The sequence below is a fragment of the Pseudomonas sp. GW821-FHT07G10 genome, from assembly GCF_059418545.1.
Genome location: NZ_JBWKQB010000006.1, coordinates 169,042 through 185,857, shown reverse-complemented (window position 1 = coordinate 185,857; position 16,816 = coordinate 169,042). Strand labels below are relative to the sequence as shown.

Genomic DNA, 16,816 nt, shown 5'->3' with positions numbered 1-16,816 from the left:
CCCCCCCCCCCCCCCCCCCCCCCCCCCCCCCCCCCCCCCCCCCCCCCCCCCCCCCCCCCCCCCCCCGCTCCCACATTAGTTCTGCATCGCCTCAGGGAACTGCGAACTACTTCCTGGCCACAATCACCGCACGCATCGGCGCCGGCAAGCCTTCGATCGTCTTGCTGTGATCGTCGGGATCGAGGAAATCGCTCAGCGACTGAAACTTCATCCACTCAGTTGCACGTTGTTCCTCGACACTGGTCACACTGACATCCACGCACCGCACATCGCTGAACCCGGCGCGGCGCAGCCATAGCATCAGTGCCGGCACCGACGGCAGGAACCAGACATTGCGCATCTGCGCGTAGCGGTCTTCCGGTACCAGCACTTGATGGACATCGCCTTCCACCACCAAGGTCTCCAGCACCAGCTCACCACCTTTTACCAGGCAATCCTTGAGCGCCAGCAAATGCTCGATCGGCGAGCGCCGGTGGTAGAACACCCCCATGGAAAACACCATGTCGAAGCCTTCCAGATTCGCTGGCAGGTCTTCAAAGGGAAACGGCAGATGCCACGCCGACGGTTCTGACAGATAACGCTGTACCGCTTGAAACTGACAGAAGAACAGCCAGTTCGGATCGACGCCGATCACGCTGTCGGCGCCGGCGCCGAGCATGCGCCACATGTAGTAGCCGTTGCCGCAGCCGACATCCAGCACCCGTTTGCCCTTGAGGTCCAGATGCGGGGCGACCCGTGACCATTTCCAGTCAGAGCGCCATTCTGTGTCGACATGTACACCGAACAGGTCGAACGGCCCCTTGCGCCACGGGCACAGGCCCATCAGCGCGGTGCGCATCTGCGCGCGGGTTTCGTCGTCGCAGTCGGTGTCGAGGGTCAAGCCGTCCCGCAAGTCGACCTGGCTCGGCATAATCTTCGGCAGGGCATCCAGCGCACTCTGCCAGCGCTCCAGGTCGCCGTGACCCTTTTGCATTTTGGTGTCCAGTTGCGCTTGCAGGCCGTTGGCCCATTCGGCCAACGGGGTGCCGGCCAGACGGCGGGCGAGGGGAGACAGATCAATCATGGCAAGGCAATCAACGAGGCAAAGTTAAGACACTGGAACCACGGCACGACTTTCGAGAACCCGGCCGCCAGCAGGCGTTCGCGGTGTTCTTCGAGGCTGTCGGGTTTCATTACGTTTTCAATGGCACTGCGCTTCTGGGCAATTTCCAGTTCGCTGTAGCCGTTGGCGCGTTTGAAGGCGATATGCAGGTCGGTGAGCAGCGCATGCTCCTGGGCGTCAACGAAGCGCAGCTTCTCCGAGAGAATCAGCGCGCCGCCCGGCAACAAGGACTGGCGAATACGGCTCAGCAGCGCCAGGCGCTGTTCAGGGGCAATGAATTGCAGAGTGAAGTTCAGCGCCACCACCGAGGCCGGTTGGAACTGCAGCGCGAGGATATCGCCCTCGATCACTTCTACCGGCAGCAGCTCCTGGAACATCGAGTCCTGCCCGTTCAGGTATTCGCGGCAGCGCTCGACCATCGCCGCCGAGTTATCCACTGCGATCACCCGGCAACCGTCGGTGCGCACGTGACGGCGCAAGGCTTGGGTCACTGCACCGAGGGAGGAACCCAGGTCGTACAGCACGCTGTTGGGCTGGGCGAACTGTGCTGCCAGCACGCCCAGGTTCTCGACAATGGTCGGATAACCCGGCACAGAACGCTTGATCATGTCCGGGAACACCCGCACCACGTCCTCATTGAAGGCGAAGTCCGGCACCTGAGGCAGGGGCTGGGCGAAAAGGCGATCGGATTCTTTGCTCACGGCGGTTCCAGCGGTGTAGGTGGAAAAGGCCGGCATTTTAGCCGGGTTAACGAGGGGATGCGCGTTCTGTCTGATAAAGCGCCGGGGGTGATCGTTCCCCCGCTCCCACGCTGATCGTTCCCACGCTCTGCGTGGGAATGCCTCACTGGACGCTCCGCGTCCGCTTCTGTGACGCGCAGCGTCACGGGCTGCATTCCCAAGCGGGAGCGTGGGAACGATCTATCTAAACCTGCTCGTGGCGAGGCTGCGCAAACGCCGACGCCGCAATCCCCCATTGCCCCAGCCAGTAACTGAGGATGATCAGGTACGGCGCGGCCTCGAAGGCCACCACAAAGCGGCTGATGCCAATCACACTGTCGGAGAACACAAACGCCACGGCACCGCCGGCCGCGAGCAAAGCCGAACGCTTGGGCGCCGTGCTGCCCAAGCGTGCCAGCGCCCTCCAGACCATGGCGCTGATGGCCAGGCCGTAAACAATCACCGGAATCAGCAACGGGCCAAGGCCATGGGATATCAGGACTCCCAGCAACAGCGCCCCGACACCGAAAGCCAGTAACAGCGGCAACAGCGCCAGCCGACGGCAGTCACTCAAATACGCTTTCAGATAGACCAGGTGCGCGATCAAAAATGCTGCGAGGCCGAATACAAACAAGTCTGCCGGCCATGCCAGCAGCACATCGCCGAGTAGGGAAAACAGCAGGCCCAGGCTGATCCAGCGTCGATAGTCGCGCGGTGGTGCATCGTGCAACCAGCCGAGCAACGCCAGCACCGGCAACGGCTTGATCACCAGGCACAGCAGTTCGGCATGAACGCTCAGCCCGTAGATGAATGTCACCGCGCCCATCAGTGCAAGAATCAGCCAGCCCATGATCAGTTAACCAAAATCGGGCAGTCGAAGGTTTCCACCGCCGGCACCTCCGGCGCCCATGGCTGTGAATATGTCAGACGCAAGCGTCCGTTACCGGCCGCGAAGCTCTGAAAACGCCAGGTCGACTGCCCGCCGCTGCCTACCAGCCCTGTGTCTTGCGTGTTGCTATAGACCTCGGGGCTGAGGCTGCGCAGCACGCCCCCAGCCGAGTCCTGAATCGCCCAGCGATAGCCAGTGGTCGGATTGCTCGGCAGGGTCAGGATCAGGTTCTGCCCGGTCTTCAACTGCACAGGGCACTCGCTCTGTTTATCCACACTGACATTCTGCCTGGGTTGACTGGCGCAGGCGGCGAGCAGGGCGAGGCTGAGGGGGAGGAGCAGGCGGGTGGGGGACATGGGTCAGGAAACTCCGGTCATACACGACGAACGGCGAGCATAACCGAAGATAAGACAAAGTGTGACGAGCGGGACGGGCGACGGTTGTTGATCGTTCCCACGCTCTGCGTGGGAATGCCTCACTGGACGCTCTGCGTCCGCTTCTGTGACGCGCAGCGTCACGGGCTGCATCCCACGCGGGAGCGTGGGATCAAGCCCTCAAGCCAGTATCAGAACAACACCTTCGCCACATCCGCAAAGCGCTTGGCAAAGTGCACGGTAATCCCTTCCTTCAGATATTCCGGCAGCTCTTCGAAGTTTCCGCGGTTGGGTTCCGGCAGGATCAGTTCGTGGATCTTCTGTCGTCGTGCGGCGATGACTTTCTCGCGCACGCCGCCGATCGGCAGTACATGGCCGGTCAGGGTCAGTTCGCCGGTCATGGCCACACCTTTTTTCGGTGGCTGGTTGCGTGCCAGCGACAGCAGTGCGCTGGCCATGGTTACCCCGGCGCTTGGGCCGTCTTTCGGTGTGGCACCTTCGGGTACATGCAGATGGACAAAGGCTTCGTCGAAGAACTTCGCATCACCGCCGAACTGCTTGAGGTGGGAGCTGATGTAGCTATAGGCGATCTCGGCTGACTCCTTCATCACGTCACCCAGTTGCCCGGTGAGTTTGAAGCCGCGATTAAGCGTGTGAATCCGCGTTGCTTCAATCGGCAGGGTCGCGCCGCCCATGCTGGTCCACGCCAGCCCGGTGATCACCCCGGTGCCACTGAGCACTTGCTCATTGCGAAACACCGGCATGCCGAGGGAGGCTTCCAGGTCCTTGTTGCCGATCTTGATCAGCGCATTCGGATCGTCGATCAGCTTCATCACCGATTTGCGCACCAGTTTGCCCAGTTGCTTTTCCAACTGTCGCACCCCGGCCTCGCGTGCATAACCGTCGATCACCGCGCGCAGGGCGCCGTCGCTGATGGACAGACTGCCTTTGGATACACCGGCCTTTTCCAGCTGTTTTGGCCACAGGTGGCGCTTGGCGATGGCGATCTTTTCTTCGGTGATATAGCCCGACAGGCGGATCACTTCCATGCGGTCAAGCAGCGGACCGGGAATCGAATCCAGAGTGTTGGCCGTGCAGACGAACAGCACTTTCGACAGGTCCAGACGCAGGTCCAGGTAGTGGTCGAGAAACTCTACGTTCTGTTCCGGATCGAGGGTTTCCAGCAGTGCCGAGGCCGGGTCGCCCTGGTAGCTCTGGCCCATCTTGTCGATCTCGTCGAGCATGATCACCGGGTTCATCACTTCGACTTCTTTAAGTGCCTGCACCAGCTTGCCCGGCAGGGCGCCGATGTAGGTCCGGCGGTGGCCTTTGATCTCCGCCTCATCGCGCATGCCACCGACACTGAAGCGATAGAACGGCCGCCCGAGGGATTCGGCGATGGATTTGCCGACGCTGGTCTTGCCCACACCCGGCGGCCCCACCAGCAGCACGATGGAACCGCTGATCTCGCCTTTGTAGGCGCCCACCGCGAGGAATTCGAGGATCCGGGTCTTGATGTCGCCGAGCCCGGCGTGGTGTTGATCGAGCACTTTGCGTGCGTATTTGAGGTCGAGTTTGTCCTCGCCATACACGCCCCACGGCACCGCGGTTGCCCACTCCAGATAGTTGCGGGTCACTGCGTATTCCGGCGAGCCGGTTTCGAGGATCGACAGCTTGCTCATTTCCTCTTCGACACGCTTTTGCGCTTGAGGCGGCAGGACTTTGCCCACCAGCCGCTGCTCGAATTGTTCAATATCGGCGCTGCGGTCGTCCTTCGTAAGACCTAGCTCCTGCTGGATGACCTTGAGCTGTTCCTTGAGGAAAAACTCACGTTGGTGCTCGCCGATCTTGCGGTTCACTTCGGCAGAGATTTCTTTCTGCAACCGCGCGACTTCGACTTCCTTGCGCAGCATCGGCAAGACTTTTTCCATGCGCTTGAGCATGGGCACGCAGTCGAGCACTTCTTGCAGCTCGTTGCCGGTGGCCGAGGTCAGTGCCGCGGCGAAGTCGGTCAACGGTGACGGATCGTTGGGGCTAAAGCGGTTGAGGTAGTTCTTCAACTCTTCGCTGTACAGCGGGTTGAGCGGCAGCAGTTCCTTGATCGCGTTGATCAGCGCCATGCCGTAAGCCTTGACCTCGTCGGTCGGATCGCTCGGTTGGTGCGGGTATTCGACTTCCACCAGATACGGTGGGCGATGGTGTTTGAGCCAGGTGCGAATGCGCACTCGAGTCAGGCCTTGGGCGACGAATTGCAGTTTGCCGCCCTCGCGGCTGGCGTGATGGACCTTCACCAGGGTGCCGTAGAGCGGCAGGCTCGAGGTGTCGAAATGCCGAGGATCTTCCTGGGGGGTGTCCATGTAGAACAGGGCCAGGGAGTGATGATCGGATTTGCTGACCAGGTCCAGGGTTTCGGCCCAGGGCTCTTCGTTGACGATCACCGGCAACACTTGCGCGGGGAAGAACGGTCGATTATGGATCGGGATGATGTAGACCTTGTCCGGCAGATTCTGCCCGGGGAGGGCCAGACCGGTGCCCGTGGCGTGGTGTTCGGCGTTTTCTGGATCGGCGTAGTCGCTCGGGTTTTCCGGGAATTCTTGCTGGTCGCTCATGGGGGCACCTGCACAATTGGGTATGGAAGATAGATGGGGCAGGTGAGCGGTGGTTTCAATGGGGAGCGGTTGTTAGCAGGTATTTCATGCAAGGCTGCAGGTGGCAGACAGGTTCGCCGCTTGGCTGTCGCAGGCTGCGATCTTCAGCCATCGCCCGGAAAAAAGGCGACCACTTCTCGGTAGCCGCCCTTCCTTTACTGCCGCCAAGGCTTAATCCGGCAGTTTGAACGCCAGGAGGTAGTCGCCCTGTTTGGTGCCCAGCGAGCCGTGACCGCCAGCCATGACCAGCACGTATTGCTTGCCATCTTTACCGGTGTAGGTCATCGGGGTGGTTTGGGCACCTGCTGGCAGGCGACCTTCCCACAGCTGCTTGCCGTTTTTAACGTCGTAGGCACGCAGGTACTGGTCGAGGGTGCCGCTGAGGAAGGCAACGCCTCCTGCGGTGGTGAAGGTCCCGCCCAGACTTGGCACGCCCATGCTCAGAGGGATCGGAATCGGCGAGCTGTCACGTACGGTGCCGTTTTTGTGTTTCCAGATGGTTTTTTGCGTGGTCAAGTCCACTGCGGCCACATAACCCCAGGCCGGAGCCTGGCAAGGTAAGCCCATCGGCGACAGCAGCGCTTCGAGGATCACGCCATACGGAGCGCCTTTGTTCGGCTGGACGCCTTGGGTTTCGCTTTTGCGTGGGCCTTGGGCGGCGATTTGCGCAGCCGGGATCAACCTGGATTTGAACGCCATGTAGCTAGGGTTCACGAAGGCGATTTGCCGCACCGGGTCGATAGACAAACCGCCCCAGTCGAACACACCGAAGTTGCCGGGATAGATGACCGAACCTTGCAGCGATGGCGGGGTGAACGGGCCGTCATAACGCATGGATTTGAAAGTGATCCGGCAAAGCATCTGATCGAATGGCGTCACGCCCCACATATCGCGCTCTTTGAGGGGCGGCGGCATGAAGTTCAGGTCGGACCTGGGCTGAGTCGGGGAGGTATGGTCGCTAGCTACCGCGCCTTGCGGAACCGGCACTTCATTGATCGGGACAATCGGTCTGCCGGTGCTGCGATCCAGCACGTAGATGCTGCCTTGCTTGGTCGACGCGAGGACCGCCTTTTTTACACCGTCAGTGGTTTTCATGTCCACGAGCGAAGGTTGACCACCGACGTCCATGTCCCACAGGTCATGGTGAGTGAACTGGAAGGTCCAGCGTACGTGGCCGGTGTCGATGTCGAGTGCGGTCAGGCCCGCGCTGTATTTTTCCGATTCAGGGGTGCGACCACCGCCCCACTGGTCAGGTGTCTGGTTGCCCATCGGCAGGTAAAGCATGCCGAGTTTTTCGTCGACGCTGAACATGGACCACATGTTCGGTGAGTTGCGGGTGTAGGTCTGGCCTTCAATAATCGGGGTGGTGTTTTCCGGATTGCCGCTGTCCCAGTTCCACACCAGGCGACCGGTGTGCACGTCGAACGCGCGGATCACGCCGCTTGGCTCATCGGTGGAGACGTTGTCGGTGACGTGGCCGCCAATGACCACCAGGTTCCTGGTCACCGCCGGTGGCGAGGTGGAGTAGTAGCCGCCAGGGGCGAAGGTGCCGATGTTGGCGCGCAGGTCGACTTGACCCTTGTCGCCGAAGTCTTCGCACATCTTGCCGGTGTCGGCGTTCAGGGCGATCAGACGCGTGTCGGCGGTCGGCAGGAATATGCGCCGCGGGCACACGTTGGCGACAATCGCAGCGACTGGAATGGCAGTTGGCGTTGCAGCTGGCTTCCTGGTCGCTGGCTTGGTAGCTGGCTTGGCCGGGATTTTCTTAGTGGCAGTGGCGGCGTAGGCCGCGTCATCGTGGTATGACACACCACGGCAGGTCATGTGTGCCCAACCTTTGAAGTTCGCCGCATTCTGCGTGCTCAACTTAGGATCGAAGCGCCAGATTTCCTTGCCGGTGTCCGGGTCCAGCGCGATCACCCGGCTGTGGGGCGTGCAGACATAGAGCATGCCGTTGACTTTCAGCGGGGTGTTTTCGGCGGTGGTTTCACCTGGATCGCCAGGCCCTGGGAGGTCACCGGTGCGATAGGTCCAGGCCGGCACCAGCTTACTGACGTTTTGCACAGTGATCTGCGTCAGCGGCGAGTAACGGTCGCCATGAGCGCTGCGACCATAGGAATTCCAGTCACCGTCGGGCATGGCCGGGGCGGTGTTGGTCATGCCGGGTACTGCATCGCGCTCCAGCTGGCCCTTGATTTCACCTGGGTTGGTGTACTGGCTGGCCAGCGCCGTAGCGCCGGCGAGGACCACGGCCAAGCTCAGCGCGCTGGTACCCATCGTCGCGTTTTGGCCGCTCTGCAACGGGCGGCGCAACCACGGCAGCAGCAGAACGATACCGAAGGCAAACAACAGCGCCAGACGTGGCACCAGTTGCCACCAGTCCAGGCCGACTTCCCACAATGCCCACACCGTACTGGCGAACAGCACCAGTGCGTACAGGCTCAGAGCGGCACGGCGTGCAGCGAGCAGCAAAAAACCGGTCACGACCAGGCCGATACCGGCCAGCAGGTAATAAAGCGAGCCGCCGAGCATGCTCAGCTTGATCCCCCCGGCCAACAAGGCCAAGCCCATCAGCAGCAGCAGGATACCGAGCAGGTTCGGCGGCAGGCGGCTTGGACTGAAAGGACCGTCAGTGCTCATAGTGTGGTTCTCCGTGACGTTAAGGGTATTCCCACGCATGTTTACTGTAGATGAGGATCAGGCGCGGGCCTGGTTGATGAGCTGCTGCACACCCAGCCAGACCCCGTGTTTACTCGAACTGCTGCGATAGGCTTGGCCATTCAACGCAGCAGGCTGGTCGTTGCGGTCTTTATAAACGTCAGTGGCCTTGGCATTACTGTAGTAGTAACCCGCGCGATATCCCCGGCAGGCCATTGATCGTTGGTGTCCAGACCCGCTCTATCGGAAGGATCGCCCCCTGGACGCAGCTGCCTTTGAACTTGAGAGCGTTGCCGCGATCAAGATACGACGGGTTTTGTTCGTAGGCCCCCGACCTGCGCATAGGGTTCGGGCGCCGATCTTTTCCATTTCACCTACAGTTCACTTTCTAGCGCATAGAGCCCTTCCACCCGACGATGCCCTCGGCTAAGGTGCGCGGCTTCCTTTTCTTTCTTCGTTCAAAGGCCTGGCATGACTGCACCGAACAACAACCCGCTGCACGGCGTGACCCTGGAACAGATTCTCACCGCACTGGTTGAACACTACGGATGGTCGGGGCTGGCCGAGCGCATTGATATTCGCTGCTTCAAGAGCGATCCGAGCATCAAGTCGAGCCTGACCTTCCTGCGCAAAACTCCATGGGCGCGTGAGAAAGTTGAAGCCTTGTACGTAAAATTGCAGCGCACAAAACGCCCAATCTAGGGAAAAGGGATGCACAACGGACAATCTCAGCCTTCACGCCGGATGCGTGGTTTTATAGCGGTTGCCGCAGTGTTGGGCTGGTCGGGACTAGTCATTCAGCAGTATCTGATCCTTTACTCTCGCTGGACGGCTGAGGCCAGCCTGCTGGGCGGGCTGGTGAACTTCTTCAGTTTCTTTACAGTACTCAACAACACGCTGGTCGCAGTGGTGCTGACCTACGCGCTGAGTAGGCGAGTGTCGAAGGGACGGGATTTCTTTCTTCAGCCGTGGGTCAGCAGCGGGATCGCGGTAAGCATTGCGGTGGTCAATCTGGCTTACAGCCTGTTGCTGCGCCATCTCTGGCATCCGCAAGGCTGGCAACTGCTGGCTGACGAGTTGTTGCATGACGTGATGCCCTTGTTGTTCATCCTGTATTGGTGGTGGTGTGTACCGAAAGGGACATTGCGTCTCAAGCACATCGCAGGGTGGGCGATCTACCCGCTGGTGTATTTCGCCTACGCCCTGCTGCGCGGGCATTCGCTGGGGTTGTACCAATATCCCTTTATCGATGTTGACCGGTTGGGTTACCCACAGGTGTTCATCAATGCCGGTGGGATATGGATGGGGTTTGTGCTGGTTTCGCTGGTGCTGGTTGGGGTGGATCGGTGGCGGGGGAGACGTTAAGCGATGCAAGTCCTGTAGCCGCTACCGAAGGCTGTGCTCGCTTCGCAGTCGCGTTCGAGCGCAGCAGTCGTTAAAAACCATGCTGCGTTTCGACGTGAAGATTGAGTCGTCTGGATTACGACCACTTCGTGGCCGAACGCGGCCTGGCGGCAGCTGCTACAACAGATCCTTTCGGAGTCACTCTTCGTCACCACCCTCCAATCGCCAATACCCGACGGCCTTGACGAACGCTTCATTGAGCCGGTGTTCATCGTGCAGCACCCGGCGAATCTGTCGGGACACCTTGGTTTCAGTCGCCACCCAGGCATAGAGCTCGCCGGTCGGCATTTGCAGTTGCTGCACGGTGCTCAACAGATCCTGTTGACCGCCCTGGCGCAACACCCAGATCACCTCGACCTGCGCGGCGCTGTCCAGTGTTTGCTGTTCGGCAGCGTTTTCCACTTCAACGACCACCAGCGCGCGACGATTGGCACTCAGGCCTTCAAGGCGGCGGGCGATGGCGGGCAGGGCGGTTTCGTCGCCGATCAGCAGATAGCTGTCGAAGATGTCCGGTACAACCATCGAACCGCGCGGCCCACCGATATGCAGGTACTGGCCGGGCTTGGCCTGCTCGGCCCAGGTCGACGCAGGGCCGTCGCCGTGCAGGACAAAGTCGATGTCCAGTTCAAGGGTTTCCAGGTCATAGCGTCGTGGCGTGTAGTCGCGCATGGCAGGCATTGGGCCGCCATCTTTGCCAGCGCCGAGCACCAGGGTTTCCAGCGCTGCCTGTTCGGCGGCCGTCTGGGGGAATAGCAGCTTTACATGATCATCGGTGCCCAGGCTGACAAACCCGGCCAGCTGCGGCCCACCCAGCGTGATCCGGCGCATGCGTGGCGTCAGGTCGACTACTCGCAGCACTTCCAGGCGACGACGTTTGATCTCATGGCTGACACGGTGAATCGTTTGCACATTAATCGTTTGCACATTAACTGCAGTCATTCGGCTTTCTCCGGTGCGGATTGAACGGCCGGGCCGTCGACGATGGCCTTGGCGGTGTTGTTCAGCAGGTCGCGAACACGCAGGATTTCTTCCGGGCTCCAGCGCCCGTGATGCATATGCAGGGCATGGCGCAGGTTGTGCACGGCTTCGTGGATCTCCGCCGGACGGTCATGCCCGCGCAATGAGCGCTTGCTGACATCAATGCGCATGCGCACGCCATCCAGGGCAATCGCTTGCTCGCTTAAAGAAAGACGACCGGCGTCGGTCACGCTGTAGCGTTTTTTCCCGCCTTCGGCGTCACCCAGAATCAGTTCGCTTTCTTCCAGGAAGGTCAGCGTCGGGTAAATCACGCCCGGGCTTGGGCTGTAGGCGCCCTCGAACATGCCTTCGATCTGGCGGATCAGATCGTAGCCGTGGCACGGCTGTTCGGCGATCAGCGCCAGCAACAACAATTTCAGATCACCGGGGGCGAAGACCCGCGGCCCACGGCTACCGCGTAAACGCCCGGGGGCGAAGCCGTCGCGGCCGTCAACATGCTCTCGATGGGGATGATGCTCTCTCATTTTCCCGTTCTCTCTTCGGATTTAGATACAACTTAAGATATATCTTATTGATAAAGCAAGAAGACAAGACCGGTGGTGTTTTTTGAGTGCATGTGAGGGGGCGTGGGGCTCTTCTTCTGACTGAGGGATCTCGACAGACTTGCGCGCAAAACCTGTGGGCCCTCGATCGGGTACTTCATTGATCGGACTCACGAATTGCTCGGGGTGCCATATTGCTTGGGCGAGGCATCGATTGCAGCCGCGTGGCTGTTTCAGAGTTCAGGGCGAGGCTGGAGTAAAACTGCCGCTCACCGTTGCAGCGATGCGGCGTTTACGAGGCGATACGTTCGATCAGCAAGATCCGCGCCGGCTGATGTTGTGTTTTTCACGCGCAAGGTTGGGGCCGGATCAACCCGGCCTCAACGTCCTGCAACCGTTCCTTTGCATAACGTGTTGCCACCTGGCAGCAGGTAAGGCGTGAGAATCGGCGCCATACCTTTGAGCACTTGCACTGGCAACGCGGAGGTGAATTTGTAGGCTTGGGACGAGGCGCCCGGAACGAACGCGGTCAACGTGCCAAAGTGATGCTCACCGATGTAGAACACAAAGGTCGCGGTGCGGTTGATCGACTTGGAGCTCAGAACTCGCCCACCGGGGCCGAAGGCTTCAATGCGGTTGTCGCCAGTGCCGGTCTTGCCACCCATGGCCAGTGGTGTGCCATTAGGCAGTTTGAAAGTGCCGGCGACCCGTTTCGCGGTGCCGGCATCCACCACTTGCGACAACACTTCGCGCATCGCCGTCGCCACTTCCGAAGGCATCACTCGCTTACCTTTGTCCGGGTCATTGACCAGCCAGGTTTCGTAGGGCGTGCCGGCGGCGAAGTGCAGGCTGTCGATGCGCAGGGTCGGCATACGCACGCCATCGTTGAGGATGGTGCCGATCAGCTCTGCCAGAGCCGCCGGGCGATCGCCGGAGCTGCCGATGGCGGTGGCCAGTGACGGTACCAGGTGATCGAATGGGTAGCCGACTTTCTGCCAGCGCTGATGGATATCGAGGAACGCCTCTATCTCCAGCATGGTGCGGATCCGACTGTCGCGAGCGCTCTTGTGTTTGCTCTTGAACAGCCAGCTATAGACTTCCTGACGTTCGAATTCACTGGCCTTCACGATCTGGCTGAACTTGGCGTCAGGGTTGTTCAGCAAATACCCCATCAGCCACAAGTCCAGAGGGTGAACTTTGGCAATGAAGCCCTGATCCGGCAGGTCATAGGTACCGGGGCCGTAGCTTCGATAGAGCTTTGCCAGGCGCTCGTCAGTGAGTTTCTCGGTGACCTTTTTGTCTTTGTCGATGCTCTTGGCGGTTTTCAAATGCGAGCGCACGAAGCGGTTGAAGCTCTCCTGACTGGCCTCCGGCAGCAGGTAGCGGTGTACCGCTGCGAGGCGGATCGGTGTCGGGTGCATGCCGTCCAGGAAGGTCTCGAGGCGGGCCTGGGTGTCCTTTTTCTGGTATTTCTTCCAGAAGCGCAGCAGGAACGCAGTGCCCTCGCGGTCGGCGAATTGGGCCAGATACTCCTGACGCCGTGGGTCACCGTCGTCCTTGAGCAATAGGGCGCTGCTATTGGGGCTCGAGTAGGTGCTGTAGCGCACCAGGTCGCGCATCAAGCGAATGAACGGCAGGTTGATCGACTCGCGTATGGCATCGCGCAGGGTCGGGCTGCGACCGTTGTCTTCGCTGCGGAAGTTGTGGAACGTGTGTAGCCCGCCGCCGGTGAAAAAGGCCTCGCCGGGGCTCGCCGAGTATGTGCGATCGAGGGCCGCGGAGAGCATTTTTGGCAGGCTGCGGTCGGTGTTCTGGATCATGTAGTCGACAGCCCAGCGGGTGATCCGGTCCTGGTCGGCGACTTCGGTATTTTTCAGCTCTGCCGGGGTTTTCTCTCCATAACGGTCGTGCAGTTCGGAGATGATTTGCAGGTAAGTGGTCAGTACCCGCAGCTTGGCGGTGGAGCCCAGCTCCAGCTTGCTGCCTTCGTTGATATCGAACGGCTGATCGGTGCTGTCGGTCTGTACCCGGACCCGCGAACCGTCGGGGGTGCGTTCGAACAGGGTGAAGCTGTAGCGCACTTGCGTGGTGCTGGTGGGCGTCAGCAGGTGTTCGCCAAACAGGCCCAGTTGTGCGGCGTACGCCGGGTCGGCCAGATGCTTGAGATACGCGGTGGCCTTGGTTTGCAGTTCGTTCTGCAAGGTGCTCGTGGCGGACAGGTCAAGGCGGTCCAGGTCATACAACGGACGGTTGAGCATGGCCGCCAGACGACTGCGGGCAACGCTGATGCCCTTGTTGGATTCAATCGGCTGGATGGTCGGTTGTGTCTGCCAGTCGCGGTAAGTCACCTTGCTGGCCAGGGCTGCGGCCGACAACTGATCATCTATCACGCCGTTTTGCGCGAGCAGGCGGATGTGGCTGTCGGTGAGGTCCGCCAGTTCATTGCGACCCTTGGCCAAGTAATGCGAAGGTCGGCGCTGGGCGATCATCAGCGACAGTACCTCACGCAAGGCCAGACCTTTTTTCGCCAGACTCTTCGGATCGCTCGCGTTGCTGGCCAGGTCCTGGTTGACCTGATTGAAGTCCGCGCCATACCAGACCCGCAGGCCCTCGGCCATGCCATGCACTTCACCATGGCCAGGCACCGCTGACAGCGGCACGCTGTTGAGGTAGTCGCGGACGATGTTTTGCCGTGCCTCAAGAGTTTGCGGGCCATCCTGATAGGCGCGCACGCTGGCGGAGATCATTTGCCGGATTTTCTCGCTGCCGGAAACGGTCAGACCGTCCGGAGAGTGCCGATATTTCTCGAGTTGCGTGGCCAGAGTACTGCCGCCAGCAGTCTGGCCGGGTAAATGAAGCAGTTTCGCCACTTGTGACCACGCCGCTTTGCCAAAACGCGGCCAGTCCACCGCCGGGTTGGCCAATGGCTGTTGGGGATCGAGCAGATCGCGGTTTTCGATAAACAGCAGGCTGTTTATCACCAGCGGTGGAATCGCCGAAAAGCTTGAATAGAGCTGCTGCGGATAGTTGTACTGGTACAGCGGCGCAGCGCGGCAATCGGTTATCGACAGCCCGGCCTGGATTTTCTCCGCATACGGCACAAAGAAGCCTTTTTCGCTGTAACCGAATAACGCCGGGGAAAAACGGGTCTGCGACTGGATCATATAGTTGCGCTTGAGCAGCCGCGGCAGGAACTCACCCAGGGAGCTGTAGCCCAGGCGTTTGTCGAACGGGCCGGCGCCCGGATAGAAAATCGAATCGCTGGCGCCGGGCTCGATGGAGTAACTCAGCGACGAGGCGAATTTGCTGAACTCGCGCGCCTGCACTTTCGAGGTTCGCATCTCCTTGGTGGCGGCGAAGCCCAGAACAATCAAGGTAATCAGCAGTAACAACCAGAACAGCCGCCACCAGTGCCAGCGGCGACGAGGTCTTTTCTGTATAGGCGCTTCATCCACGCGGTCAGTTGGCTCCATAGTTTTACTCGAATCGGATTGCCACAAAGCGCCCATAGTCGACTGATCCATTCACGCAGATTTATCGGACTTGTTTGAAGCTTAGACGGTGGTTGGAACTGGTGAAAAATATGTGAAGGAGAATGTGTTTTGAGACGACCACTCACCACAGGGGGTAGCACTTGGCTTGACAGGTCATGCCCCTGCAAGCATCTGAATAGAGCCATCGCTCAGGTCAATACGGCGTAGGTAGGGGGCATTGCGATGCACCATTGCTGTGCAATACTCGATGCCGTTTTGCAGACGCGATGAGGCCCGAAACCCAGGTAATGCCCCCTCCGTTCAAGCGGCTTATACCGCGAGTTCTCGCTGAATCCAGTCGTTTATATAGTGAAAAGCCCTGATAAGAGCTTTTTATACTGCACACCCGCTGATCTTGCAGGATTTGCCCTGCAAGACGTGCCAACCCACGAAGTTGGCCCGGTATCAGGAAGTACAGGCTTATCGGTCGGTATTTCGAATACCAGGGGGTTCATATCCAATAACAAGACGAGGTTGTACCCATGCCAGTTGGCAATCATCTGCCCCACGGCGAGACCGCTCAGGGCGGCCCGCTCAAACGCGAACTCGGTGAACGGCATATTCGCTTGATGGCGCTTGGCGCCTGTATCGGTGTCGGTTTGTTCCTGGGTTCGGCCAAGGCTATCGAAATGGCCGGCCCGGCGATCATGCTGTCCTACATCATCGGCGGCCTGGCGATTCTGGTGATCATGCGCGCCCTCGGTGAGATGGCCGTGCATAACCCGGTAGCCGGCTCTTTCAGCCGCTACGCTCAAGACTACCTTGGCCCGTTGGCGGGTTTTCTCACTGGCTGGAATTACTGGTTCCTGTGGCTGGTGACCTGCGTCGCGGAAATCACAGCGGTCGCCGTTTACATGGGCATCTGGTTCCCCGATGTGCCGCGCTGGATCTGGGCGTTGGCGGCGTTGGTGAGCATGGGCTCGATCAACCTGATCGCGGTCAAGGCCTTCGGTGAATTCGAGTTCTGGTTTGCCCTGATCAAAATCGTCACGATCATTGCGATGGTCGTCGGCGGCATCGGTGTGATTGCTTTCGGTTTCGGCAACGACGGCGTGGCGCTGGGGATTTCCAACTTGTGGAACCATGGCGGTTTCATGCCTAACGGCATCCAGGGTGTGTTGATGTCCCTGCAAATGGTGATGTTCGCCTACCTGGGCGTCGAGATGATCGGCCTGACCGCCGGTGAAGCGAAGAACCCGCAGAAGACTATTCCGAATGCAATCGGCTCGGTGTTCTGGCGCATCCTGCTGTTCTACGTCGGCGCGCTGTTCGTGATCCTGTCGATTTACCCGTGGAATGAAATCGGCACTCAAGGCAGCCCGTTTGTGATGACCTTTGAGCGTCTGGGGATCAAGACTGCTGCCGGTATCATCAACTTCGTGGTGATCACTGCGGCGCTGTCCTCCTGCAACGGCGGCATCTTCAGCACCGGTCGCATGCTCTACAGCCTGGCCCAGAATGGCCAGGCCCCGGCAGTCTTTGCCAAGACGAGCAACGGTGTGCCACGTCGCGCGTTGCTGCTGTCGATCGGTGCTTTGCTGCTGGGCGTGTTACTCAACTATCTGGTGCCTGAGAAGGTCTTCGTCTGGGTTACCGCGATTGCCACCTTCGGCGCAATCTGGACCTGGGTGATGATCCTGCTGGCACAGCTCAAGTTCCGTAAAGGCCTGAGCCCGGCTGAACGTGCGGGTCTCAAATACCGCATGTGGCTGTACCCGGTAAGTTCGTACCTGGCGCTGGCGTTCCTGGTGCTGGTGGTGGGCCTGATGGCTTACTTCCCGGATACTCGCATCGCCCTGTATGTCGGCCCGGCGTTTCTGGTGCTGCTGACGGTGCTGTTCTACGTGTTCAAGCTGCAACCGGCCAATGCGCTGCAGGGTGTGGTGCGTTCGACGTCGTAATTGGTAGATTGAGAAAAGCAAAAGCCCCGACCGAGTGATCGGGGCTTTTTGTTTTTCAAGATCTTTTG

At 59.9% G+C, this 16,816-nt stretch carries 12 protein-coding genes and 1 pseudogene; 3 read left to right on the top strand and 10 right to left on the bottom strand.

Annotation, left to right across the window (positions count from 1 at the left end):
- Positions 1–106 precede the first annotated feature (106 nt).
- From cmoB to AC07O1_RS10820, 7 genes and pseudogenes are all read right to left on the bottom strand, one after another.
- Positions 107–1,063, bottom strand: a complete 957-nt coding sequence (cmoB, locus tag AC07O1_RS10850) for a tRNA 5-methoxyuridine(34)/uridine 5-oxyacetic acid(34) synthase CmoB (protein WP_495088759.1) — start codon at positions 1,061–1,063, stop codon at positions 107–109.
- Positions 1,060–1,839 carry a carboxy-S-adenosyl-L-methionine synthase CmoA gene (gene cmoA, locus AC07O1_RS10845; protein ID WP_494991955.1) on the bottom strand — a complete coding sequence of 260 codons (780 nt, stop codon included), beginning with the start codon at positions 1,837–1,839 and terminating at the stop codon, positions 1,060–1,062. Before cmoA ends, cmoB begins: the two co-directional genes overlap by 4 nt.
- A 187-nt stretch (positions 1,840–2,026) precedes the next feature.
- A complete protein-coding gene (locus AC07O1_RS10840; RefSeq protein WP_495088758.1) occupies positions 2,027–2,671 on the bottom strand; it encodes a lysoplasmalogenase in 645 nt (214 codons plus the stop codon).
- A 2-nt stretch (positions 2,672–2,673) separates the two neighbouring features.
- Complete coding sequence (locus tag AC07O1_RS10835) at positions 2,674–3,066, bottom strand: protease inhibitor I42 family protein (protein WP_495088757.1); 393 nt, start codon at positions 3,064–3,066, stop codon at positions 2,674–2,676.
- A gap of 209 nt (positions 3,067–3,275) precedes the next feature.
- Entirely contained in the window at positions 3,276–5,693 is a 2,418-nt protein-coding gene (gene lon / locus AC07O1_RS10830) for an endopeptidase La (protein ID WP_494991957.1), read from the bottom strand.
- A 210-nt stretch (positions 5,694–5,903) separates the two neighbouring features.
- Entirely contained in the window at positions 5,904–8,303 is a 2,400-nt protein-coding gene (locus AC07O1_RS10825) for a glucose/quinate/shikimate family membrane-bound PQQ-dependent dehydrogenase (RefSeq protein WP_495088765.1), read from the bottom strand.
- Positions 8,304–8,447: 144 nt separating this feature from the next.
- A pseudogene (locus AC07O1_RS10820) lies at positions 8,448–8,743 on the bottom strand (carbohydrate porin); the annotation flags it as partial.
- Positions 8,744–8,861: 118 nt separating this feature from the next.
- Here AC07O1_RS10820 and AC07O1_RS10815 point away from each other — a divergent pair.
- Positions 8,862–9,092: a VF530 family protein gene (locus AC07O1_RS10815; RefSeq protein WP_494991959.1), complete on the top strand. Its 231-nt coding sequence runs from the start codon at positions 8,862–8,864 to the stop codon at positions 9,090–9,092.
- A 9-nt stretch (positions 9,093–9,101) separates the two neighbouring features.
- Complete coding sequence (locus AC07O1_RS10810) at positions 9,102–9,755, top strand: Pr6Pr family membrane protein (protein ID WP_495088756.1); 654 nt, start codon at positions 9,102–9,104, stop codon at positions 9,753–9,755.
- A 177-nt stretch (positions 9,756–9,932) separates the two neighbouring features.
- Here the strand turns inward: AC07O1_RS10810 and AC07O1_RS10805 are convergent, their stop codons facing one another.
- The 3 genes from AC07O1_RS10805 to AC07O1_RS10795 form a co-directional block, all read right to left on the bottom strand.
- Complete coding sequence (locus AC07O1_RS10805) at positions 9,933–10,733, bottom strand: siderophore-interacting protein (RefSeq protein ID WP_495088755.1); 801 nt, start codon at positions 10,731–10,733, stop codon at positions 9,933–9,935.
- Positions 10,730–11,296, bottom strand: coding sequence for a PadR family transcriptional regulator (locus tag AC07O1_RS10800; RefSeq protein ID WP_494991962.1), 567 nt, complete (start codon positions 11,294–11,296; stop codon positions 10,730–10,732). The genes AC07O1_RS10805 and AC07O1_RS10800 overlap by 4 nt, the downstream gene beginning before the upstream one ends.
- A 398-nt stretch (positions 11,297–11,694) precedes the next feature.
- Positions 11,695–14,823, bottom strand: coding sequence for a biosynthetic peptidoglycan transglycosylase (locus AC07O1_RS10795; protein WP_495088754.1), 3,129 nt, complete (start codon positions 14,821–14,823; stop codon positions 11,695–11,697).
- 506 nt (positions 14,824–15,329) lie between these two features.
- Here AC07O1_RS10795 and AC07O1_RS10790 point away from each other — a divergent pair.
- A complete protein-coding gene (locus AC07O1_RS10790) occupies positions 15,330–16,748 on the top strand; it encodes an amino acid permease (RefSeq protein ID WP_495088753.1) in 1,419 nt (472 codons plus the stop codon).
- The last annotated feature ends 68 nt before the right edge of the window (positions 16,749–16,816 follow it).